This is a genomic window from Leptolyngbya sp. CCNP1308, assembly GCF_034932455.1.
Classification (GTDB): Bacteria; Cyanobacteriota; Cyanobacteriia; order Phormidesmidales; family Phormidesmidaceae; genus Nodosilinea.
The window spans coordinates 83,490-104,869 of record NZ_JAYGIH010000078.1 but is presented as its reverse complement, the minus strand read 5'-3'; the positions used below and the strand labels follow the sequence as shown (position 1 = coordinate 104,869).

Here is a 21,380-nt window from a genome sequence, read left to right as displayed (position 1 = left end):
AATTTAATCCTTGACAGGAACCTTGGCTTTGTTTCTAGACTATGTAGTTGTCGAGGTTCGCTGCTAACCCTCGGTCAGTGGCACCAGTGCGGTGCGCTTCCCTCAGGCGCTTTACTAATATAAGGCGATTACCTGGCTGAGTCAACCCCTTAAGCTGTTTTTTCTCCTATGGCCGAAACCCCTTGCAATGCAAGGGGTTTCGGCATTTTTGGGGGACTTTCCGAGAAGGTTTGACAATTTTTTTTGAGGAAATCTTTTTGGCAGGTACCGCATATGGGGGTCAGCAAAGGCAGGATTACGGCAGGGATAGCGTAGTCAAATTGCCTTTGGGCAAGGGTTAAGGGCTTTAAGATGGCCTTAAGAGCGCTCTGTAATTGGATATACAGACGGCCTAAAAAAGTTTTGCATGAGTTTCTACACTGGGCCGCAGGGCGTGGGCGGTGGCCTGAAGGGATCCGGAGAAGAATCTCTCTACGTTGGGGCCAAGTCTGTTGAATACTATTAAGGGCGATGAGTATGCGTCTAGGTTAACAACCGGGGGGAACTGTGCACTTTCAGTCTGTAATTGCGACGCTGAATGAGTTTTGGGCTAAGCAGGGCTGCGTGATTATGCAGCCCTATGACACGGAGAAGGGGGCGGGAACGAAGAGCCCCCATACGTTTTTGCGGGCGCTGGGGCCGGAGCCTTGGGCGGTGGCCTATGCGGAACCCTGTCGTCGGCCGGCGGATGGTCGCTATGGGGAGAACCCGAACCGCTATCAGCATTACTTTCAGTATCAGGTGTTGGTCAAGCCGTCGCCAAGCGATATTCAGGAAATATATATAGAGTCACTAAGGGCACTGGGCATCAAACCCGAAGACCACGACATTCGCTTTGTGGAGGATAACTGGGAAGATGCGGCGGTGGGGGCCTGGGGCGTGGGCTGGGAGGTGTGGCTAGACGGGATGGAGGTGACTCAGTTCACGTACTTTCAGCAGTGCGGGGGGATTGATTGTCGCCCGGTGTCGATTGAGCTGACCTATGGGCTGGAGCGGTTGACGATGTACTTGCAGGAAGTGGATGCGATCGCCAAGATTCAATGGAATGATCATCTGACCTACGGCGATATCTACATGCAGGCTGAGATTGAGAACTCGACATACAATTTTGAGGCATCGAACCCGGAACTGCTGTTTACGCTATTCGACCTATACCAGCAGGAGGCGGAGCAGCTGATGGATCGAGGGCTGGTGCTGCCGAGCTATGACTTTGTGCTGAAGTGCTCTCACACGTTTAACCTGCTGGATGCACGCGGGGTGATCTCGGTGACGGAGCGCACCCGGTACATTCGCCAGGTGCGGGGGTTGGCGCGGCGGGTGGCGCAGCTGTATCTGGAACAGCGGGAGAAGCTGGGGTTTCCCCTGCTGGAACATGCGCAACAAAAAGTGGCCTAGCAGCTAAGTGGCTACAACAGCAGGGCTTCTCCATAGACTATGGAGAAGCCCTGCTATTTTTTATTCATTGTATAAACTAGGTAAGCAGAGTAGATAGACAGCTTGATTTGTGTTAAGCAACCTGACGCAGAACTGTAGCTAGGGCATGCAGTAGGGTATCCACATGCTCTCGCTGGCTGTTGTAGCCCATCAGACCAATGCGCCACACTCTGCCGCCGAGTTCTCCGAGACCGCCGCCGACTTCAATGTTGTAGTCGGCCATGAGCTGGCGGCTGACGGCTTTGGCATCGACTCCATCGGGCACGCGCACGGTGGTGAGGGTGGGTAGCCGGAGGGTTTCTTCAACATGGCAGCTCAGACCAAGCTCGGCGAGCCCTGACCAGAAGTATTCAGCGGTTTGCTGATGCCGCTGCCAACGGGAGTCTAGCCCTTCTTCGGCTAGCAGGCGCATGGCTTCGCGCAGAGCGTAGGTAAGATTGACCGGGGCGGTGTGGTGGTAGACTCGCTCTGGCCCCCAATACTTGCGCAGCAGGGCAGCATCGAGGTACCAGTTAGCGACGGGCTGGCGGCGGCTCTCTAATTTGGCCACGGCGCGATCGCTCATGGTAAATGGGGAAATACCAGGGGCGCAGCTCAGCCCTTTTTGGCCACAGCTGTAGGCCAGATCCACCTGCCATTCATCCAAAAAAATGGGGACGCCACCTAGGCTGGTGACGGTATCGACCAACAGCAAACAGTCGTGGGCAGCACAGGCAGCGCCTAGCCCTTCGAGGGGTTGACGCACCCCGGTAGAGGTTTCGGCATGGACGATCGCCAATACCGCAGGCCGATGTTCATCTAGAGCAGCCGTTAGCTCTTCTAGCGTAAAGGCTTCGCCCCAGGGTCGATTAATGGTGACGACGTCGGCTCCGTAGCGCTGGGCCATATCTACCAGACGATGACCGAAATAGCCTTTGACCGCAACTAAGACGCGATCGCCCGGTTCAACAGCATTGGCGATTGTGGCTTCCATCGCGGCAGAACCCGTACCGGCCACAGCGTAGGTGAGGGGATTGGCGGTCTGCCAGGTATAGCGCAGCAGATCCTGAACCTCATCCATCATGGTTAGATAGGCGGCATCTAGGTGGCCGATAGGCTGCTGATTCATCGCGGCAATAACGCGGGGGTCAGCGTTGCTCGGGCCGGGTCCCAACAACAACCGTTTGGGTACCGTTAGGGGCGAAAGAGGTGCTGGCGGTGCCAGCCGGGCAGCGAGATTTGAGGATAGGGTGGTTGCCATGGATAACACCGAAGACAATAGAGAGCTGAACCTAATGAATAGACTGGTTTCATTCTCCTATGGATGCGGCATTCTGTAGTATTAAGCACATCGGCAGAACCTTAACTTACTATCTGGATGGCTCTAGACTCCAGGGTCTAGAGCCTTTAGCCAGACTACAAACAAAGCGCCGGGATTTTTGGGATGATTAGCCGCCTCTGGCGGCAGCCACGGCGTGCCTTGAACCGGGCTAATGAGATCGATATGTCCTCCCATACCCTGCACCAGATCTTGCACAATTGCTAACCCTAACCCTGTACCCGGAATATCACCCTGGGCCTGAACGCCGCGAAAATAACGGGTGAACAGCTGGGGCTGATCGCTAGGGGGAATACCTGTACCGGTATCGCCGATGGCTATGCCCTGAAACATTTTTTCGCCTACCCGCTGCACTAGCCCGGCAACGACCCAAACTAAGGATCCGGCAGGCGCATATTTCAGAGCGTTGTCAAGCAGGTTATGGAGCACTTCTCCTAAGGCAGCAGAATCAAGCCAAACCGGGGGTAGGGGGTGAGGAATATGGTGCACCAGGTGCAGTCCCCGCTCATAGGCCAGGGGTGCGATCGACTGCACCAGCGGCATGGCGACCTCAGCGATCGCTCCAGGCTGCACCGTGAGCGATCGCCCCAGGCCATGGCCTGTAATTAGTGCTGAGGCATTGAGGGGATGATCTTTGGCTAAGGTGGCGGTGTCTTCGTTGCCGTCACCAATGGCGCTGGGGCGATCGCTCAACTCACGGGTTGAACCGGGCAGCAACAGGCGAGCCGGTGGAGTGGTGTCCTGCTCCAGCGTTTCATCCCCCTCGGCGACAGCGGTATCAAAGTGCTGGGCTAAATCTTGCAGTCGCCGACTCTCGCGCACAATGCCTTCAGCAATCGGTCGATTGGTGTCTTCGGGAGGCAACCGTTTGACCATCAATTTGCCAAAGGTTTGCAGCGCCGTGAGCGGATTGCGAAACTGGTGCAGCAGGTCGTGGAAGGTTTCGGACTGATCGGCCTGGGTGAGCTGGCGCTGGGTGAGCTGGCGCTGAAGCCACTGACTGCGCTGATCCATCACACAGGCGATCGCCAAGGTACTGGCGACTTGCTCCGCCTGGCGGTAATCGTCCGCCGTCCAGGGCAGGGCTTCCCGCGTACTCACGATCATGCCTATTACCACCCCATCGTGGGCTAAGGGCAGAACCAAGGGGTAAGCCGTCACGTCAGACGCTAGGGTCTGAAACCTTTTTCCAGACTTTAGCCCAAAGGGAGGCGAGAGGGGCTCTTTCTCTGGAGAAGCAGCGTTTTGGGGCTGAGACCAAAGCTGTGATGGGGCGATCGGAGGTTGCGTACTGGAGCTGACTTCACCGGCAGCCTCAGAGATCGCCAACAGCCCTTCACCCAGGTCACTCCAAAGATCGGCGGTCTCTGGGTAAGCCACTAAAGGTATAAGGGTAGGGTTGATCGACTCAGCCGCAGCTTCGGCTAGGTAGACGACGGTTGAAGCAGCTCCCAACGCCTGAGTCAGCAGGAGCACCTGGGACTGACACAGGGCGATAAATTCAGAGCTGGGAGAGCCAATCATGGCAGCGCAACATAAGAGTGTGACGGAAGAAAAATTAAAGTTTTGTCAATTTTTTAACAATTCTGTTCAGGCCTGAGTTCCTTAAACGCCCTTGTATCCGTTGCGGGCCTTGGCATTTAGAGGTTTTAGGTCAGTTTTTAAGAGAAGTTGAAATTCTTATTTTGAGCCTATATACTTGGCCTGGTTAACAAATTTTGTAACCGAAACTACATCCAAATATCCAATGAGAGGGAGGTAGGCAACTTGGCAAGGAGACGCAAGCGTAAGAGTCGTCGTCGCTTAGAAGGCCGTCGCATTTTAGAAGCTGTTCCTCAGTATAGTATTGAGAGCGGCAACGAAAAACCCGTAACCGCAGCTCGGAATTTTATCCATTCCGAGGGCATTGCCCCCCCAGCCCTGCTGCTGGTTAAGCGGAACGAGCACACCACTGACCGGTACTTCTGGGCCGAGAAGGGTTTGTTTGGTGCCCAGTACGTGGAAGAGAATCATTTTCTCTTTCCCAGTCTGCGGGTGCTGCTCGGCGAAGAAGATGAAGAAAACGCCTCAGTTCTAGAGACCTTGACTCACTAAGGTAACCATTCTGGCTGTGAGCATCTGCCTTACCGATGCCTCCGTCAGAGTTACTGTTTACCTAAAAAAGCTAGCCAAAGGGCTAGCTTTTTTTTGGCCTAGCGATCGAAACCTTGATTGAGGGCAATGAGTTCATCCCGGTGGGCTGTAATAGCCACCTTGGCAAGCACACCGTCTGGTGGGCTGTCGATTGCCGCATCGGGCCGCACTTCTAGCCGAATCTCCTCATCGCGATCGGCGCCATGCCAGTAGAACCAGCCCGCCCCTGGACTGAGCGCTAACAGTCCCAAAAAGATAGCGCTATGGGCTGGCCACAGATTGGCCAGTACTAGGGCAAAGCAGAGAGCTCCCACAGCGGCAAGCAGGGTTAAAAATCCCGCTAAAAATAGGCTGGGGCGAACTCTCCCGCGCAGGGTAATGCGCTGAGGCTCGGCTTCGGCGGCGATAACGGCATAGGCCCGCGCTTCGAAATAGGCCGTTAGGTCTTGCAGCAGAGCAAGGGGATCGGCGGGGCGCGTTAGCATCAGGGTTTCAATACGGTCTTTGGTGGAAGCCCGAATGAAAAAAACTAACCCCACTATCATCAGTAGGGTCAGCAACAACGTCGAATAGAGTACGGTGTCAGTCACGCCAGGCCATGCAAAGCTACCTCTCTAGGGTACGAAATGATGGATCATTCAGGTAGGCCTTGCGGGATTGATTCATCGGTGGGGGGCAGAGTAGGCTGGACTTTGGGTGCAAGCAGGCCGGGCGGGATCGCCCATATAGGTTTTCCAAAATTCGGCCAGTTCTTCGGCCTGAAGCCGCCAGTCGGGGTTAAGACGATACATGCGGCGGGGACGACCCCGACCTTCTACTTTCTTCCAGTAGCCGTCAATGGCATTTTCGTCCTCTAGAAACTTAAGTGCCCCGTAAAGCACTGTGTCTGACAGGCGATAGTGAGAATACTGGTGGGTTAACCGCTGGATTAACTCGGTGCCGTAGGAGTCTTGCTGGAGCAATACTGATAACACGTAGCAAACGGCAAGCTCTTTGTTGAGGTAAATTGGCGGTGGATCCTCGAAGAACTGATAAATATCCTCAAATTTCATGGGATCGCTCCAGGTATATTTAAAATTTGCTTGCCCTAGGACAAGCCAGAGTTAAAAAGCAACCTATTAGCAGCCGACAGATTTGTAGGTTAATTCTAAGCACAGGTGATCCCCACAATATCGAAGTCGGGGCAGATGGTAACTATCTGCAAATCTTTTTAGACATTATTAAATATTCGCCACCAAAGATAATTTGGCTTGGATCCCCTTCGGTTTTAGAGCCCTCTAGGGGCGCGGCGGTTTAGGAGCTGATCGCTGCTATCGCCTAGGGGATTGTTCAATTCACCGGTTTGAAATAGAATCCGCCCGTCACGCACCGCCGCCAGATGAATCTGAACTGGCCCTGCTGTGAAGATATCGGTAGCCGCGATCGCCTGAAGATCGACCGCCTGTCCTGATTGCTGCACCGTTTCTAAAAAGTTGAGCACCGTTTCAGGCCGGTTGTCGGCCACTTGCAGCGTGTCGCTAACGACACCATCCTGCCGGGCGCGAAATTGAGCTGCCGCTAGCAGCAGATTGAGACGCTCGACTAGCTGGCGATCGCCCAGGGGAGGGGGGTCGAGGGTAACGGTCGCCAAGCGCTCGCCGAGGGCATAGACCTGCTGATTGGGGGTGGCATCGATGAAGACCTGGACGCAGGGCTCGCCCTGCTGCACGACACAGGGCTCACCCGTGATGTAGTTGGCCGCCGAGAGCAGCCGCACCACATAGTCTTCGCCCGTGGACAGGCGGTCAATCAGCGCCTCGACTTCGCGGTTGCCGATTAGCAAAATTTGCTGGTCGATCAAAGCCCCTGGGGCAATGGCCCGAGACACTAGACGGTTGGCTTCGAGGAGAAAACTCGTGACAAACTCCTCGGCCTGCTCCCGATTTTCGGCGCGTCCCTGCCCGACTAAAATTTCCTGGTTGCGGTTGAGCGCAATATTGCCTCGAAACAACCCCTGGTATTGCGTCTGCAGAACGGCTACCTGCTGCTCTAAAAAGTCTTGCTCGGCCTCTAGGCTAGTGAGGCTGCGCTCACGCTGGGCGATGGCGCGATCGCGATCGGCAATCTGCTCGTCTAGCTCGGCGATGGCGCGATCGCGCGCAGCAATCTGGCTGCCAATGGTGGCCTGCTGCCGCAGCAGGTTATCGCGCTGCACCCGCAGAGCATCCGTCGACTGGCGAAGGGCGGCGGCCTGTTGAGAGACTGCATCCAGCTGGCTAAGGGTTTGGCGCAGTTGCCCCTCAGTAGCCTCCTGCTGGGCCACCGCCTGATTGAGCGATTGATTGATTTCCTGGAGTCGAGCCAGCGCCCGCTGCCGTTCGTCGGTAGCTGACTCCAAATCGGCTTCTACACTCTCCTGGGTAGCCTGAGCCTGAGCGAGATCGGCCTCAGCACTTGCCAGATCATCCTGAATTTTACCCAGCTCAAATACCCCGGTGCGCAGCTGACTACTGACCCCAAACAGCAGAGCCAGCGTAGACGCCGAAATAACGCTGCCCGTGGCGATACTCACTAGGGTGGCCGTTTGTCGAGGGCGCAGGTTGAACAAGCTGAGACGCGCTTTGCCCACCTTGGTGCCCACGCGATCGCCCAGAGTAGCAATAAAGCCCCCCAGAATCAAAACCGCCAAAATCAATACGTAACCAGAAACCATGCACCAGCCACAGGGGAGTTTGCACCTACTCTACTGCATGGGTTAAGCCCCTGGACGCCCCAATATTGCCGATAGCTAGGTTGGCTATCAAACCCAGCAGGCCTAGGCCAAACCCGCGCTAAGTAAACTGCTGACTCAGATTAACCGGATCGTGCACAGTAATCTTCTTTTTATAAATAGAGATCATGCCCTCCTGGCGCAGATCTCCCAAGAGGCGAGTCACGGTCACGCGGGTAGAACCGATGGCCTCGGCAATAGCTTGGTGGGAGAGCTTCAGGTCAATGGTGATGCCGTCCTGGCTGGGCACGCCGAAATCGCGGCAGAGAATGAGCAAAAAACTGACCAGGCGAGAGCCCATGTCTCGGTGGGCCAGAGTTTCAATCATCATCTCAGTCTGCAAAATTCGAGAAGACAGACCCCTCAGCATCAGTAAAGCTAGCTCAGGGTTTTCTTCTAGCGCCTGCTCAACCTGTTCGATAGGCACCGACAACAGTTCTACCGGAGTAAACGCCACAGAGTGATAAAAGCGATCGGAACGATTGCCGGTGATAAGTGATAAAACCCCAAACACACTATTCTCTCGCAGCAGAGCGACCGTAATTTCTTCTCCGGCCTCGTATACCCGCGACAGTTTGACGGCTCCTTTTAGCAGAAAATATACCCGTTCTGCTGGATCTCCAGGAAAAAAAATAGTCTTGCCCCGTTCATAGGACTCGACTACAGGGGGAAATGCTCCTCCAGATAGCTGACGAAAAACATTGGCAAGGGGCTTATCTTGGGTCACTACCATAACGTTCTGCTAAGAGCATCACAGAGAGCATCTGCACTAAATTCGCCGTTCCGATGTCGCTATGACAGCCAAACGTACAGCACAGAACACCTTGGGCATAAAGCATAAAGCAGTCTGACTGGTCTGGCACGTTAGCCAATGCAAACATTCCATGACTTTAGATCAATTAACCTCAACTGCAAGGTAGGTGTTTGTATACCAAGCTACCTTATTCGTCCCAGTGCTGATTTTGCAGTGCCCATAGGAGCTGCCCAGCCGCAGATTGGCGGCGAAACGGCAGCAATTCCCGCAACCGTGCGATCCATCGCTTCTAGGAAATCAGCCCTGACAGGGCAAACCGCTAGCAGATAGAAGCTTCGCCTATACCCGACTTTTTTGGTCGGGTACATTTGACCAAGTATTGTTTCCAGTGTTACGTTCTGGATCAATTGAGCAAAGCTAACGATCGCTCCCCAGTAACCGCAGTAGAGAACGCCATGACACAGTCCCTCGAACAAGCTATCGCCGCAAAGCCCACCTTTTCGGCCTTGAAGTGTCGAGAATGTGGTGAAACCTACGACCTTGGCGCTAAGCATGTGTGCGAAGACGTGTGCTTTGGCCCCCTAGAGGTCGCCTACGACTACGATGAAATTCGCCGACGGGTCACTCGCAGCAGCATCCAGGCAGGCCCGCTCTCAATTTGGCGCTACAAAGACTTTTTACCCGTCAGCACCGACAACCCAATTGATGTAGGAACTGGTATGACGCCCCTTGTGCGCGCCAATCGGCTGGCGCGGCAGCTAGGCCTAAAGGAACTCTATATAAAAAACGACGCCGTCAACATGCCCACCCTGAGCTTTAAAGATCGGGTGGTATCGGTAGCGCTGACCCGGGCGAGAGAACTGGGGTTTACTACTGTTTCCTGTGCCAGCACGGGCAATTTGGCCAACTCTACGGCGGCGATCGCCGCCCATGCGGGTCTTGACTGCTGTGTGTTCATCCCCGCCGATCTAGAAGCCGGCAAGGTGCTGGGTACGCTCATTTACAACCCTACCGTAATGGCCGTACAGGGCAACTATGACCAGGTCAACCGGCTGTGCTCTGAGGTAGCTAATACCCAGGGCTGGGGTTTCGTCAACATCAATCTGCGCCCCTACTACTCTGAGGGTTCCAAAACCCTGGGCTATGAGGTAGCTGAACAACTGGGCTGGCGCTTGCCCGACCACATCGTAGCGCCGTTGGCATCGGGGTCACTGTTTACCAAGATCTACAAAGGCTTCCAAGAATTTGTTAAAGTCGGCCTGGTTGACGATAAGCCTGTACGCTTTAGCGGTGCCCAAGCTGAGGGATGTTCTCCCATTGCTCAGGCCTTTAAAGAAGGCCGCGATTTTGTGACTCCGGTAAAACCCAACACGATCGCCAAGTCCATCGCCATTGGCAACCCCGCCGACGGCATCTATGCCCTCGATATTGCTCGCAAGACCAATGGCAACATCGAATCGGTAACCGACGCCGAAGTGATTGAAGGTATGAAGCTACTGGCCGAAACCGAAGGTATCTTCACCGAGACTGCTGGTGGCACCACCATTGCGGTGCTCAAAAAGCTGGTGGAAGCGGGTAAAATTGACCCCGATGAGTCTACAGTGGTCTACATTACTGGCAACGGCCTAAAGACTCAGGAAGCCGTGCAGGGTTACATCGGCGAGCCCTTTACCATTGAACCTAAGCTCGACAGCTTTGAGCGTGCCCTAGAGCGATCCCGCACCCTCGACCGGCTAGAGTGGCAGCAGGTATTGGTCTAAGGTTTAAGGTATAAGGCTCAAGGTTAATCGGCTTTTTTCCCACATTAAATCTTGAGCCTTCTTCTCTACATTTCTGCTGACAGATCAAACTTACTTTCCCGATTCATTTACTACACCTATGGCTGTCAAAGTACTGATTCCAACTCCGCTGCAAAAGTTTACTAACAACCAGGCTGCCCTCGAATGCAGTGGTAGCAATATCGTAGATCTGCTCAACGATTTGGAGAGCAACTGCCCCGGCATTAAAGCTCGGCTCTGCGACGATTCTGGTGAGCTGCGCCGCTTTGTCAACTTCTACGTCAACAGCGAAGATATTCGCTTTCTCGACGGCAAAGAAACGGCCCTTAACGATGGCGACGAAGTTAGCATCGTCCCCGCCGTAGCTGGGGGCTGATGTCAATAGTTACAGCGCATGATTAAAAATCGCTAGCAAACAGCTTGGCGGCGCAAGTTAGCAGTGATTCTGAAGGTGCCAGGCATGGTTACAGATTCATGCCAGACTGTGTTGGCTACAAGGCCAGCTGAAGGGTTGTTTTCCTTGGGGCTAACATTGACTTATGTGTCTGCCTTGATGCCCTATGTCCAATACCGCTGATGATGTCTGGCGCTTACTGGGCGAGCTGACCGAAGCTCAAAAAGAAACCGAGCACCGGTTTCAAGAGACTGATCGCCAATTTCAGGCAACCAGAAGCCTGATCAGTCAGCAGAAACAGCCGCTCAATTAGCAGCTGGGCAAGTTGGGCAATCGTCTAGGAGAGTTTGTCGAATGGCAGGTACGTCCTGCGGTAGTCAGGCTGTTTCAAGACCGAGGCATTGCCGTGCATGAATTTTACGATGGCGTTTCGGTGCAGCGGGGCGAAGAGGGCATTGAGGTCGACCTGCTAGTGGTCAACACGACTGAAGCTGTTGTCGTGGAGGTCAAAAGCAAACTCACCTAGACCGATGTCGATGAACACCTAGAGCGCCTAGGGAAATTTAAGCGACTCATGCCTCGCTATGGCGACGTGCGGGCCATGGGGGCGGTGGCGGGCATGGTAGTGCCCAAGGATGTAGCTCGATATGCCTATCGCCAAGGATTATTTGTTCTGGCCCAGTCGGGCGATGGGGTAGCAATTCTCAACGACGCTCAATTTCAGCCTCGGTCTTGGTAGGTGCATTACATCGTTCTGGGCAAGTACTTGTTTCCTCCAAATACGGACAGGAAACGGTTACGAAAGAGCCGTAGTTTATCTTGTTTAATACACCAAGATTGGCAGCATAGTGTTTGCAAGCCAAACCAATAAATCGGGGATCAGCTACATCACAATAAGTAGCTAATCCCCGATTTGTTGCTAAAGCGTGTAAGTTAAGCGTGAGCTAATAACCTACAATCTTTTCCAGCCGCCTGCACAATCGGTGTCGTTATTGCTCGAACCGACAGCAAAGTTGGTTAGAGCACCAATAACAGCAGCCTCATCCGCAGCAACTGATTCACAAAGCACTGCAATAGTAGTAGCTTCTTCTGTAGCGCTACCTGAAGATAGCTGCACGCCACCAACATAGCTCTTGAGGGCAGCGTCTGCTCTGTCCGCGAACGCGGCTGCGCCGAAGTTTCCACTGCCACCAATGGTGTAGTTGTAGTAGGTAGTCTGAGAAGGGATACCAATAGCCAGTTCTACAAAACCAGGGGCAAAGGTGGGGTTTTCTAGACGGTAGGCTTGCTGACCACGGTTCATAGAACCAACGTAGGTTTTAGCTTCCGATTGGCGAGCTTTGTTGGCCTGGTTGAGGAAAGAAGGCAGGGCGATAGCAGCCAGAATACCGATGATGATGATAACCACCAGCAGTTCAATTAGGGTGAAGCCGCCTTCTTCTTTTTTAGCGATGAAGTGCTTCAGCAGATTGGCTTTGAGAGATGCTTTCATAGGTGTATGTCTCCTTGGGTTAGGCGGCGGTAGAGGTGTTGTTTGCGCCTGGGTCTAACTTACCCACTTGCTCTCGACTAGCGATCACACCCAATCAAAAAAGTTTTTCGGGCAGGGGGGATGGGGGGAGAATCTCAAAGCGGTTGTTTGCAGCACTGGGTAGGTTAAGCTGCTCAGTTTGAATCGCTTCTACGGTTTGATCGAGCGCCACGAACTCCCTCGGCAACTCTGTAAACAGCCCCAGCAAGTCAGAAATCATCCATTGCTCTAGGCCCTCAAGAGGGGCAATTAAGTTAATAGCTTGGGCATAGCGATTGCGGTAGGTAAGCCCGAGTAAGCTACGGCCAGTCAGTTCAGTTGGTTTTACCATCGCAGTCAACCACGATCGCGCATCCCGAAATTGCCCCAACGATTCGGCGAGGAGTGCCCTCTCTGGGGCAGGCAAATCGGCTTGGGCAAAGTAGGTTTGGGCAAAGGTGGCGGGTGCAAGCCAGGCTCGAAGCAGCAGTAAAGCCTGATCTTGGGGAGTGGCTTCTAGGGCCTGATTGACAATTGCTAGAGCAGCTTCGGCATTTTGATCGGTGGCCAGCAGCGCCTGCGTGATCGGTCGTAACTTGCCAGGCTCTGCTATCAGTATGGGCCGCTGGTACCACCATCGCACCAGCGCCGTTTGGTCGTAGAGGGTGGCGTACCCTGGCGTGTCTGGCGATATGGCCTCTAGCACTGACTGATGATGAGCTAGAGCCTGATCTACCACAGGGTCTTGGAGCGGTGCCAACGGTGCTTGTCGCCACAGAGGCAGGGTTAGAAACTCAGGTTGGCTTAACCCTTCGAGGCTGAAGGCGGTAATCGCCGCGTCGGTTTGCCCCTGGGCCAAATAGGTTTGCCCCAGCAAGTAGCGACTCAAGCTCCGGTTTCTGGGCAGCAGCTGCACGGCCCGCTGGCTGTAAACCTGAGCGGCTGCCGGGTCTTGGGGCAGCAAGAGCACTGCCAGATTGTAGTTAAACCAGGCATCGTTGGGGGCGATCGCAGCGGCACTGTAAAAATTTACCAGGGCGTCTCGGCGCACGGCCTCTTGCTCAGCAGGAGGAACCAGGGGCAAAAGCTGATAGATGTTTTGTCCGGCCAGGGCAGGGTAAGTAGGATCCCAGGGCACAAAGGCGGCGGCGGCAGACAGCTGCTGTAACGAACCAGCTACATCGCCTTGTTCTGCTCGGCCCAGGGCGCGATGGGCAAACAAGAAGCCCAGGTCAGCCACAAACCATACGTAGCTTGCGATCGCCAACCAGGCCACCAGCGCCAGGCTGAAGTAACGGCGCGCCCCCCCTGCAAGGGTTGGCGGCGAGGGCAGTTCTGTTCGCCTGGCTAGGCTGATTAACAACGCCAGCAGGGCCACCAGCGCCGCAGAAATGCCAATATTTTCGAGCTGGTAGTCGGTTAGGCTCGATACGGCGTAGGCCAAGAGACCTCCCCCTACGCCGTACAGCAGCCAGCGATCGGTCGGATCGGTGAGCGTCCGGTAGAGACGCAGCCAGAGCACCGTTAACAGCACCAGCCACAGCAGGTACAGGCCAAGACCCAAGAGCCCCATTTCGCCTAGCAGCTGAACCGGCGTGCTGTGGAGCTGCTGGGAATGGTCTGAACCGAGCCCGGTTTCGATGGGGCGATAGAGGTTTGAGACCCGGCTCATCACCCCTGGGCCAATGCCCACCAGGGGGCGATCGCGCAAAATGTTCAACGCCCGCTGGGCCATAAAATAGCGATCGAGCAGCGGCCCATCTTGCACCACAAAGCCGGAGGGATGGTTGAAATCTAGGCTGGTAAATAGGCTACGCACCCGCGAGTTGCTGGCCAGAACGCCGATCGCTACAGCTAGCCCCAGCCCCCCCAGTAGCCAGCGCTGGGTTCTCCCCTTGGCGGACGGGTTGAGGACAAAGGCAATGACTGTGACAAGTAACCACACTAAGATTCCCAATAGTGCGCCCCGCGACCCGCTGACGTAGAGGGCGATCGCAGTTAAGGCCGAGGCCGCCACCGCCAACCACCGCAGCGATCCCTTAAAAGCCACAGCACAGGCTGCAACAAACGGCAACGCTAGGGCAAAGTAGCCGCCCACGAAGTTGTGGTGACCAAAGGGCATGGCGTTGCGCAGGGCAGTAGAGAAACTGTCGCCTAGCTCTGCCCCGGTCTCAGGTCGCCATAACACCAGAGAAATTAGCGCCGTGCCCAGCATGGTTGTGGCGATCGCAGCGGCTACCTGAGTAGTGTTGACCTGGGCTTGGTTGAACCAATTGATCCCACAGTACAGCGCAAAAAAGTAACCCGTCGCCAAAATCACATTCCACAGGGCCACGGTTTTGAAATCGCTGGCCAGGCTGCAAATGATTAAGCTAGCACCGGTGCCCGTCACAGCCCAGTCGAGACCGTAGCCCAGCGGACGAAACGGCAGCTCAAACTGACGCAGTAGCCAGATCAGCCATCCACCAAAGGCCAAAAACCCCAGCTGCCAGACCAACGCCCAGGGCCAGCCCACCATCCGCATGTAGCTGTGGGGTAGCCAGGTCATGACAACAACCGCAACCAGTCCTATTCCTCCCAGCCACCCTCCCTTAAAGGCGGCGGGTTGTTGCGACGATATATCTTGGGCCATGGGCGATGCCAATAGGGGATAAAACAGCCGGGGCGATCGCAGCGAAGACGCTGAATTGAACCGCATCAATGCGATCGCGGCCCCGGTGGGTAGACTTATTCTAGAACCACCCCAAAACCTAGAGCCCGCTCTACAGGTTTCTTACCGTTGCCCCAAACCCATGCCGATCTCTTCCAGCCAGCGCCATCCCCTTCGCAGAGTTAGTACACTGGCCCTTTGGGTACTGCCCATTGTTTTGCTGGTGGCGTTGATTCCCTTGCAGCGGCAGCGCCTGGCCACGCTACAAGACCGCAGCGCCACTGACCAAAGTCTGGAGCGGCAAGACCAGGCAACGGCAGCAGCTCTAACGCTGGGTCAGAAAATGCCCACCTTTGGGTTCGACAATCTCGCGGCTGACTGGTTTTTTCTGCGGTTTTTACAGTACTTTGGCGACGACGAAGCGCGGGCCAAAACGGGTTATGGCCTCAGCCCAGAGTTCTTTAAAGCCATCATTCCAAACGATCCGTACTACCGGATGTTCTATTTATTTTTGTCGGGCAGCACCAGCAACTTTGCCGTCCAGCCCGAGCAAAGCGTCGCCATCACGGCCCAGGGGTTAGAGCGTTTGACCCCCACGCTGCCCCCCGACAGCTTCTACATTTGGCGCTACCGCGGCGTAGACGAATTGCTGTACCTCGGCGATGGCCGCGCGGCGCAGCGCTCTTACCAAACCGCCGCCGACTGGGCCAGGCAGTCACCCCACCCAGAAGCCCCCTACATTGCCGAAAACTCTCAGCGGACCGCCGACTTTTTAGCCCAAAACCCCCTTAGCAAACAGGCCCAGGTCAACGCCTGGGCCAGCGTACTAGGTACCGCCTTTGACGACGCTACCCGTCAGCGGGCGATCGATCGCATCAACGCCCTGGGCGGCAGCGTTTTCATCAGCGAAACTGGCGAAGTCAGCATTCGGTTTCCGCCCGACGATTAGGCCAAGGCGATCACTCAGGTAAATAGTCTGGCGACAAAATTTGCTGGGCTGTGTAGCTACAACTGACGGGCAACTCATCGTAGGTTAGCGGAGTCTCTCGCACCACCAGATCAAGCCCCGACTGAAAGCCAGCGGCAATGGCTTCTGACAGGTAAGGCTTGAGGCTGGGGCTCTCTGCCAAGAGGTCTAAGATTTCTCGCCGCTGTTCCCGCAAAGTAGCGACCCCATTCTTCGAACGTCGCTCAGCCTGAAATTCCCACTTCAGTAGATGACCTAGCAAAATCCCCAGTCAATTTCTTAGCTCTTGGCGCTGCTGCCGACCCAACGACTCAATTTCCTCTACTAGATTTTTAACGTCTAGGGCAGACCACTGCTGAGTTTGAAGCAGATGAGACTGCGCTAGCGTCCAGGCGTAGAAGTCAGCCTCGTAGAGAGGCTGGGGCTGAGCCAATGCTTTGACAGATTGATTCTCTGCAACCACTGTGATGCCCCCAGCAAATGACCTAGACCTAGGATAGCCCAGGGTCACTGGCCAGGGGCTAGGGCCAACGTAGAATTTACAACTGACCGCAGTCAGCGATCACAACCGGCGCAGAGGTCTGGCCGTTGCGGCTGCCCACCTTTTCCATGGCGCTGACCACATCCATGCCTTCGACGACGCTGCCAAACACCACGTGCTTGCCGTCGAGCCAGGGGGTAGCCACGGTGGTTAAGAAAAACTGTGACCCATTGGTGTTAGGACCAGCATTGGCCATGCTCAGCAGGCCGGGGGTGGTGTGCTTGAGGGTAAAGTTTTCGTCAGCAAATTTCATGCCGTAGATCGACTCACCGCCAGTACCATTGCCGCGCGTGAAGTCTCCCCCCTGGCACATAAATTCGGGAATAATGCGGTGAAAACTAGAGCCTTTGAAGTGTAGCGGCACACCAGAGGTGCCCATGCCTTTTTCGCCAGTGCAGAGGGCGCGGAAGTTCTCGGCAGTTTTGGGGGCGACATCGGCCCGTAGCTCCATGACAATGCGGCCTGCGGGGGTGCCGCCAATGGTGATATCAAAAAATACTTTGGGATTGGTTGCTTCAGTCATAAATCGCTCTCTTAGTGCAAGATGCAGGGGGTTTAACCTCTGCCATTAACCCACAGTTTAGGCTGGATGAATACATCCTCAGTGGGTGAAAAGGAACCCGGTTCCTTTGAGAAACCAGGTTCCTGACCTCAAGCCTAATCGACCCCCTCGATCGGGGCAAAGCCTTGGCGTTGCACGTTTTCGCTGACGTGGCGGGGCTCTAGAAATTGCAGCAGGTAGTCGGGGCCACCCGCCTTAGAGCCGACACCGGACATTTTGAAACCGCCAAAGGGCTGGCGGGAGACGATCGCCCCCGTGATCCCCCGATTGATGTAGATATTCCCCACCGCCAGTTCGTTCTGGACCCGCTCGATGTGCGACGGGGTGCGCGAATAGAGGCCGCCGGTTAACCCATAGTCGGTATCGTTGGCGATGCGTAGGGCATCGTTAAAGTCCTGGGCCTTGATCACCGCAAGGACGGGACCAAAAATTTCTTCTTGGGCGATCGCAGCGTCGGGCTGCACGTCGGTAAACACCGTCGGCCCCACAAAGTAACCATTGGCGGGGGTGGGCATCTCTAGCGCCAGGGTAGCCTCGGCTTTGCCCTTCTCGATGTACTCCTTGATTTTGGCCTGGGCATTGGCGTCGATCACGGGGCCGACCTTAGTGCTAGCTTTCACCGCTTCGCCCACGTTGAGGGAGCGGGCGGCCTCGATCAGCCGGTGGACAAAGGTGTCGTACACCGAGGCGACGACGATCGCCCGCGAGCAGGCCGAGCACTTCTGGCCGCTGTAGCCAAAGGCGGAGTAGACCACGCCCTGGACGGCCTGATCCAGATCGGCGCTCTCGTCGATGATGATGCCGTTTTTGCCGCCCATCTCAGCGATCACCCGCTTGAGGTGGCGCTGGCCGGGTCGCCACTGGGCGGCTTCGGCGTAGATGCGGCAGCCCACCTCGCGGGAGCCGGTGAAGGCAATCAGGTGCACGTCGGGGTGGTTGACCAGGTGCGCCCCCACGGTGGAACCCCGCGCGGGCAGGTACTGAAACACGCCGGGGGGCACGCCCGCCTCAATCAAGATTTCGGCGATCTTGGCGGCAATCACGGCAGAGTTTTCGGCGGGTTTGAGGATGGTGCAGTTGCCTGTGGCCAGGGCGGCGACGGTCATGCCGGTGGCGATCGCCAGCGGAAAGTTCCAGGGCGAGATCACCACCGCAATGCCCATGGGGAAGTAGCGATAGCGGTTGGTTTCGCCGGGGTAGTCGTAGGCGTAGCCCGCGTCGAGCCGCTCCATTTCGTCGGCGTAGTAGCGGCAGAAGTCGATCGACTCCGAGACTTCGGGGTCGGCCTGGCCCAGGGGCTTGCCGACTTCGTACACCATCCAGGCGTTGAGCTCGTGGCGGCGTTCTTCCATCAGGTCGGCGGCGCGGCGGAGGATGTCGCCCCGCTCTTTGGCTGGGGTGGCGGCCCAGGCTGGGAAGGCGGCTTTGGCCGCCGCGATCGCCCCATCGGCCTGTTCTTGACTGGCCAATCCCAGCTTACCAACCAGCTCCGCCGGCTTCGAGGGGTTGACCGAGTCGGCGGTGGCTTCGGTATCCACCGCCTCGCCGCTGATGATCGGGTTGTAGCGCTGGCCCAGCTGGGCGTGGACGGTCTTGAGCGCCTCGGTGGCCTGGGCGCGTTTGGTGGCGATCGCAAAGTCGAGGTCAGGAGCGTTGGGAAAGGGAACGGCCCCATAGGCAATGGTCTCACCCGCCAGATCTTCGGGGGCAAACTCCGGCGCGGCCAGCAAATCCTCCACGGCTACATCTTCCTGGTTTTGGCGCAGAAAGGAGCTATTGGCGGTGTTCTCTAGCAAGCGGCGAATCAGGTACGACATGCCGGGGATGAGCTCGCCAAAGGGGGAGTAGACGCGCACGCGGTAGCCTTTGTCGGCCAGGGTTTTGGCCAGTTTGTCAGCCATGCCGTAGAGCACTTGTAGCTCGATGTTGCGGCGGGGGATGTGGAGTTCTTCGGCGATCGCCATGGCGTGGGCCTGGGACCTGACGTTGTGGCTGCCAATCGCTGCATACAAATACTGGTGATTCTCCAGCAGCAGCCGGGTCATGCGCTCAAAGTTGGCGTCGGTGGAGACTTTCTGGCTATAGACCGGGGTGGGCCAGCCGTTTTGCTGGGCGGTGATGGTCTCTTGATCCCAGTAGGCCCCTTTGACCAGGCGCACAGTGACGGGGGTGCCCCGGTTTTTGGCCCACAGCACCAGATCTTTGAGGTCGTTGTAGCTGTCGCGCAGATAGGCCTGCAGGGTGACGCCCAAGTCGTCGCGCTGGCGAAACTCAGCCTCCATCAAAATGTCTTTGAGAATTGCCAGGGTGAGCGCCTTGTAGCGATACTGCTCCATGTCAAAGTGGACAGCGACGCCGATTTCCTGGGCACGGCGCAGCAGGGTGCGAATGTGCTCGCTCACCTTGGCGCGGCTGCCCTCCGCATCCAGCGGGTCAAACTGGGAGTAGAACGCAGTGAGCTTAACGGAAACCTGGACTTTGGACAGTTCCTTACCGTCTGCCACATCAATGGCATCTACGGTCTTCCAGTTTTTCGCGGCCTGGGACAATTGCGCCATCAAATCCAGGTAGCGCTGAAGGTAGGCCTGAGCCTCCTCTTCGGTGATCACCGCTTCACCCAGCAAATCCATGGTGAAGGTGAGCTTGTCCTTGCGCATCCGCTCGATCGCCTTGATCGCCTTCTCAATGGTTTCGCCCGAGATGTAGCGGTAGGCCAGGGTCTCCACCGCTGGGGCCACGGTGGTGGCGGCGAGCTGGCCGGGCACCGAGTCGGGGTTGGTAAAGTTCAGCAAGCCCTTCAGGGCGTTGGGCAGCTCCACCTCGTCTGCCGACAGATACTCTTGCAGGTGACGGGCAATCTCGGGCTTGCTGCGCAGGGCGGGCAGGGCATCGATGAAGCGAAACAGCTGCACCTTCAGCCCTGGGTTGCCCATGGCGAAATCCATAATTTTGTCGTCCCAGCGCATTTGGTCGCGCATTTGGGCGAAGAGGTTTTTCTTCTCGCGGGTGGCCACTAGCAGGGCATTTGCGATCGCCAGGGTCTTAGCTTCGTACTGTAGCGGGTTGGTCTGGGGCTTGATTGCGGGGGCTACCACGGTATATCTCTCCTTATTCCCTTAGCTCTATCTTGAGCGAAAAAAGCCGGGTTAAGCCACCGTGTCAAGATTCTATGGGAGATGGGGAGATAGATTCAGAACCCCCTCTCCCCTAGGAAAAGAGGCAGGGGTGTAGCTTGCTTCCCAAAGGGTGGGTGAAGGGCCATGGCAAATGGATAGTTGTTTTCATGGAGTACTTTAAACAACTCTGCCCGCCTCTCTGGAGACCCGGTTTTGCCTGGCCTTATGCTAAATATGGCATTAGTCTGGTAGTAGTAAGGCACTTCACCGAACACCATGAAAGCTTACGAGCTACCTGCAACGGTTATGGCCAATGGCTCTTTGACCTGGCCTGATTTTCAGCTAGATCCTGCGCTTAAGGATGCTCAGGTTAGAGTCATTGTTTTGGTTGAAGAGACCGAAGAAGATGGCGAGATTGAAGACGATGAGTGGGTACGGGCTGCGGCTCGAAATACTGCTTTCGATTTTCTCCACGATCTTGAAGAAGACATCTACAGCGTGAGCGATGGCAAACCCTTCCAGCCCCAAGGGTAAGGTTGTCTCAGTCCCTGTCCCGTTTGACGATCTATCGGCGACTAAGGTCAGACCAGCTGTTTGTCTCACCCATGCTCTGGGCTCCTATCAGCATGTTTTGTTAGCCTTGATCACCAGCCGCATTCCAGACCACCCGCTGCCGACAGACATCGTTTTTGATGAATCTCATCCTGACTTTGTTAGCAGCGGATTGCGCAAACCTTCTACGATACGGCTGTATTTTCTGATGACGGCGCGCACTTCACTGATTTTGCGAGAGCTGGGAGCTTTATCTGACATCACCCAGAGTGATATTGCCAAACGATTATGTGCGCTGTTTGCAAATTGAGTTTTTTTAATCCATGACCGACGATACCCGCGATCGCGCCAAAACCCGCTACGCCCAGGGTCAAGCCGCCTTTGAGCGAGGCAGCTACCGCGAGGCGGTGGAGTGCTTTGAGGAAGCGGTGACGCTGGCCAAGGCCGCCACCCCCCTGGGGGGCGAGATTCAAACCTGGCTGGTGAATGCCTACAGCGCCGTGGGCAGACACCAGGAGGCTGTGGCCCTCTGCCAGGCCCTGGCCCGCCACCCCGACCTCGACACCCGCAAGCAGGGCAAAAACCTACTCTACATTTTGCAAGCGCCCCAGCTTCAGCGCCCCACCAACTGGATGACGGAGATCCCCGACCTGGAGGCGATCGCAGAGGGCGGCGGCAAAAAGTTAGGATCCTCGGGCTATGGAACGACGACCGCTAAGCCGCGATCGCGCCCCAAACCCGAAGAGCCACCCATCGACCCTAGCTTGATCAATCGCAGCGACAACGGCTTTTTGTGGGCGGCGCTAGTGGGCATTGCCCTGGTGCTGGGCGGTCTGCTGTGGCTGAGCTGACCCTCCCAGAGAATCCCTAGGGGAGGGCATTG

The 21,380-nt window shown here is 56.0% G+C and carries 21 protein-coding genes and 1 pseudogene; 11 read left to right on the top strand and 11 right to left on the bottom strand.

The genetic code is table 11. The annotated features are described in order from the left end of the window. Window positions 1-546 precede the first annotated feature (546 nt). Window positions 547-1,434 (top strand): glycine--tRNA ligase subunit alpha, encoded by an 888-nt coding sequence (glyQ, locus tag VB780_RS23620; RefSeq protein ID WP_323353637.1) that lies wholly within the window; start codon window positions 547-549, stop codon window positions 1,432-1,434. 112 nt (window positions 1,435-1,546) lie between these two features. Here the strand turns inward: glyQ and VB780_RS23615 are convergent, their stop codons facing one another. Both VB780_RS23615 and VB780_RS23610 read right to left on the bottom strand, forming a co-directional pair. Next, on the bottom strand, window positions 1,547-2,713 hold the full coding sequence (locus VB780_RS23615; RefSeq protein ID WP_323353636.1) for an alanine--glyoxylate aminotransferase family protein: 1,167 nt from the start codon (window positions 2,711-2,713) through the stop codon (window positions 1,547-1,549). Window positions 2,714-2,836: 123 nt separating this feature from the next. After that, window positions 2,837-4,315 (bottom strand): HAMP domain-containing sensor histidine kinase, encoded by a 1,479-nt coding sequence (locus tag VB780_RS23610; protein ID WP_323353635.1) that lies wholly within the window; start codon window positions 4,313-4,315, stop codon window positions 2,837-2,839. Between the two features lie 243 nt (window positions 4,316-4,558). On the opposite strand from VB780_RS23610, the gene VB780_RS23605 reads away from it, so the two are divergent. After that, a complete protein-coding gene (locus tag VB780_RS23605; protein WP_323353634.1) occupies window positions 4,559-4,885 on the top strand; it encodes a DUF3155 domain-containing protein in 327 nt (108 codons plus the stop codon). A gap of 98 nt (window positions 4,886-4,983) precedes the next feature. On the opposite strand, the gene VB780_RS23600 is transcribed toward VB780_RS23605, so the two are convergent. The 4 genes from VB780_RS23600 to ntcA all read right to left on the bottom strand — a co-directional run bounded on the left by VB780_RS23600 (window position 4,984) and on the right by ntcA (window position 8,406). Continuing rightward, window positions 4,984-5,514 carry a cofactor assembly of complex C subunit B gene (locus VB780_RS23600; protein WP_323353633.1) on the bottom strand — a complete coding sequence of 177 codons (531 nt, stop codon included), beginning with the start codon at window positions 5,512-5,514 and terminating at the stop codon, window positions 4,984-4,986. A gap of 72 nt (window positions 5,515-5,586) precedes the next feature. Then, the gene (locus VB780_RS23595; protein WP_323353632.1) at window positions 5,587-5,976 is read right to left on the bottom strand and encodes a PadR family transcriptional regulator; all 390 of its coding nucleotides are present in this window, start codon (window positions 5,974-5,976) and stop codon (window positions 5,587-5,589) included. A gap of 215 nt (window positions 5,977-6,191) precedes the next feature. Continuing rightward, entirely contained in the window at window positions 6,192-7,616 is a 1,425-nt protein-coding gene (locus tag VB780_RS23590; protein WP_323353631.1) for a DUF3084 domain-containing protein, read from the bottom strand. A gap of 118 nt (window positions 7,617-7,734) precedes the next feature. Next, a complete protein-coding gene (gene ntcA / locus VB780_RS23585; RefSeq protein ID WP_073607508.1) occupies window positions 7,735-8,406 on the bottom strand; it encodes a global nitrogen regulator NtcA in 672 nt (223 codons plus the stop codon). A gap of 476 nt (window positions 8,407-8,882) precedes the next feature. Here ntcA and thrC point away from each other — a divergent pair, with 476 nt between their 5' ends. From thrC to VB780_RS23560, 5 genes are all read left to right on the top strand, one after another. Continuing rightward, the gene (thrC, locus tag VB780_RS23580; RefSeq protein ID WP_323353630.1) at window positions 8,883-10,187 is read left to right on the top strand and encodes a threonine synthase; all 1,305 of its coding nucleotides are present in this window, start codon (window positions 8,883-8,885) and stop codon (window positions 10,185-10,187) included. Window positions 10,188-10,305: 118 nt separating this feature from the next. Next, window positions 10,306-10,581 (top strand): MoaD/ThiS family protein, encoded by a 276-nt coding sequence (locus VB780_RS23575; RefSeq protein WP_323353629.1) that lies wholly within the window; start codon window positions 10,306-10,308, stop codon window positions 10,579-10,581. A gap of 184 nt (window positions 10,582-10,765) precedes the next feature. Continuing rightward, window positions 10,766-10,912 (top strand): hypothetical protein, encoded by a 147-nt coding sequence (locus VB780_RS23570; protein ID WP_323353628.1) that lies wholly within the window; start codon window positions 10,766-10,768, stop codon window positions 10,910-10,912. A gap of 12 nt (window positions 10,913-10,924) precedes the next feature. Then, a complete protein-coding gene (locus VB780_RS23565) occupies window positions 10,925-11,125 on the top strand; it encodes a hypothetical protein (RefSeq protein WP_323353627.1) in 201 nt (66 codons plus the stop codon). 48 nt (window positions 11,126-11,173) lie between these two features. Next, window positions 11,174-11,338: a hypothetical protein gene (locus tag VB780_RS23560; protein WP_323353626.1), complete on the top strand. Its 165-nt coding sequence runs from the start codon at window positions 11,174-11,176 to the stop codon at window positions 11,336-11,338. A gap of 213 nt (window positions 11,339-11,551) precedes the next feature. Here the strand turns inward: VB780_RS23560 and VB780_RS23555 are convergent, their stop codons facing one another. Further along, window positions 11,552-12,091 carry a type IV pilin-like G/H family protein gene (locus VB780_RS23555; RefSeq protein WP_323353625.1) on the bottom strand — a complete coding sequence of 180 codons (540 nt, stop codon included), beginning with the start codon at window positions 12,089-12,091 and terminating at the stop codon, window positions 11,552-11,554. Window positions 12,092-12,185: 94 nt separating this feature from the next. After that, window positions 12,186-14,807, bottom strand: a complete 2,622-nt coding sequence (locus VB780_RS23550) for an O-antigen ligase family protein (RefSeq protein ID WP_323353624.1) — start codon at window positions 14,805-14,807, stop codon at window positions 12,186-12,188. Window positions 14,808-14,901: 94 nt separating this feature from the next. Here VB780_RS23550 and VB780_RS23545 point away from each other — a divergent pair, with 94 nt between their 5' ends. After that, complete coding sequence (locus VB780_RS23545) at window positions 14,902-15,708, top strand: hypothetical protein (RefSeq protein WP_323353623.1); 807 nt, start codon at window positions 14,902-14,904, stop codon at window positions 15,706-15,708. A 10-nt stretch (window positions 15,709-15,718) separates the two neighbouring features. Here VB780_RS23545 and VB780_RS23540 read toward each other — a convergent pair. The 3 genes and pseudogenes from VB780_RS23540 to pruA form a co-directional block, all read right to left on the bottom strand. Further along, window positions 15,719-16,189: pseudogene (locus VB780_RS23540) on the bottom strand (DUF29 domain-containing protein). 76 nt (window positions 16,190-16,265) lie between these two features. Beyond that, a complete protein-coding gene (locus tag VB780_RS23535) occupies window positions 16,266-16,790 on the bottom strand; it encodes a peptidylprolyl isomerase (RefSeq protein ID WP_323353622.1) in 525 nt (174 codons plus the stop codon). A 134-nt stretch (window positions 16,791-16,924) separates the two neighbouring features. Next, window positions 16,925-19,924 carry an L-glutamate gamma-semialdehyde dehydrogenase gene (gene pruA / locus VB780_RS23530; RefSeq protein ID WP_323353621.1) on the bottom strand — a complete coding sequence of 1,000 codons (3,000 nt, stop codon included), beginning with the start codon at window positions 19,922-19,924 and terminating at the stop codon, window positions 16,925-16,927. A 297-nt stretch (window positions 19,925-20,221) separates the two neighbouring features. Here pruA and VB780_RS23525 point away from each other — a divergent pair, with 297 nt between their 5' ends. From VB780_RS23525 to VB780_RS23515, 3 genes are read left to right on the top strand one after another with little or no spacing between them, the layout of a single operon-like run. Further along, window positions 20,222-20,479: a hypothetical protein gene (locus VB780_RS23525; protein ID WP_323353620.1), complete on the top strand. Its 258-nt coding sequence runs from the start codon at window positions 20,222-20,224 to the stop codon at window positions 20,477-20,479. Continuing rightward, window positions 20,451-20,807 (top strand): type II toxin-antitoxin system PemK/MazF family toxin, encoded by a 357-nt coding sequence (locus tag VB780_RS23520; protein ID WP_323353619.1) that lies wholly within the window; start codon window positions 20,451-20,453, stop codon window positions 20,805-20,807. The genes VB780_RS23525 and VB780_RS23520 overlap by 29 nt, the downstream gene beginning before the upstream one ends. Window positions 20,808-20,820: 13 nt before the next feature. Next, the gene (locus VB780_RS23515) at window positions 20,821-21,348 is read left to right on the top strand and encodes a tetratricopeptide repeat protein (RefSeq protein WP_323353618.1); all 528 of its coding nucleotides are present in this window, start codon (window positions 20,821-20,823) and stop codon (window positions 21,346-21,348) included. Window positions 21,349-21,380 lie beyond the last annotated feature (32 nt).

Coding starts and splice junctions, on each gene's coding strand:
- VB780_RS23615 (WP_323353636.1), bottom strand. CDS start 2,713: ATGGCAACCACCCTATCCTCAAATCTCGCTGCCCGGCTGGCACCGCCA.
- VB780_RS23610 (WP_323353635.1), bottom strand. CDS start 4,315: ATGATTGGCTCTCCCAGCTCTGAATTTATCGCCCTGTGTCAGTCCCAG.
- VB780_RS23595 (WP_323353632.1), bottom strand. CDS start 5,976: ATGAAATTTGAGGATATTTATCAGTTCTTCGAGGATCCACCGCCAATT.
- VB780_RS23590 (WP_323353631.1), bottom strand. CDS start 7,616: ATGGTTTCTGGTTACGTATTGATTTTGGCGGTTTTGATTCTGGGGGGC.
- ntcA (WP_073607508.1), bottom strand. CDS start 8,406: ATGGTAGTGACCCAAGATAAGCCCCTTGCCAATGTTTTTCGTCAGCTA.
- thrC (WP_323353630.1), top strand. CDS start 8,883: ATGACACAGTCCCTCGAACAAGCTATCGCCGCAAAGCCCACCTTTTCG.
- VB780_RS23575 (WP_323353629.1), top strand. CDS start 10,306: ATGGCTGTCAAAGTACTGATTCCAACTCCGCTGCAAAAGTTTACTAAC.
- VB780_RS23570 (WP_323353628.1), top strand. CDS start 10,766: ATGTCCAATACCGCTGATGATGTCTGGCGCTTACTGGGCGAGCTGACC.
- VB780_RS23560 (WP_323353626.1), top strand. CDS start 11,174: ATGCCTCGCTATGGCGACGTGCGGGCCATGGGGGCGGTGGCGGGCATG.
- VB780_RS23555 (WP_323353625.1), bottom strand. CDS start 12,091: ATGAAAGCATCTCTCAAAGCCAATCTGCTGAAGCACTTCATCGCTAAA.
- VB780_RS23550 (WP_323353624.1), bottom strand. CDS start 14,807: ATGCGGTTCAATTCAGCGTCTTCGCTGCGATCGCCCCGGCTGTTTTAT.
- VB780_RS23545 (WP_323353623.1), top strand. CDS start 14,902: ATGCCGATCTCTTCCAGCCAGCGCCATCCCCTTCGCAGAGTTAGTACA.
- VB780_RS23535 (WP_323353622.1), bottom strand. CDS start 16,790: ATGACTGAAGCAACCAATCCCAAAGTATTTTTTGATATCACCATTGGC.
- VB780_RS23525 (WP_323353620.1), top strand. CDS start 20,222: ATGAAAGCTTACGAGCTACCTGCAACGGTTATGGCCAATGGCTCTTTG.
- VB780_RS23520 (WP_323353619.1), top strand. CDS start 20,451: ATGGCAAACCCTTCCAGCCCCAAGGGTAAGGTTGTCTCAGTCCCTGTC.
- VB780_RS23515 (WP_323353618.1), top strand. CDS start 20,821: ATGACCGACGATACCCGCGATCGCGCCAAAACCCGCTACGCCCAGGGT.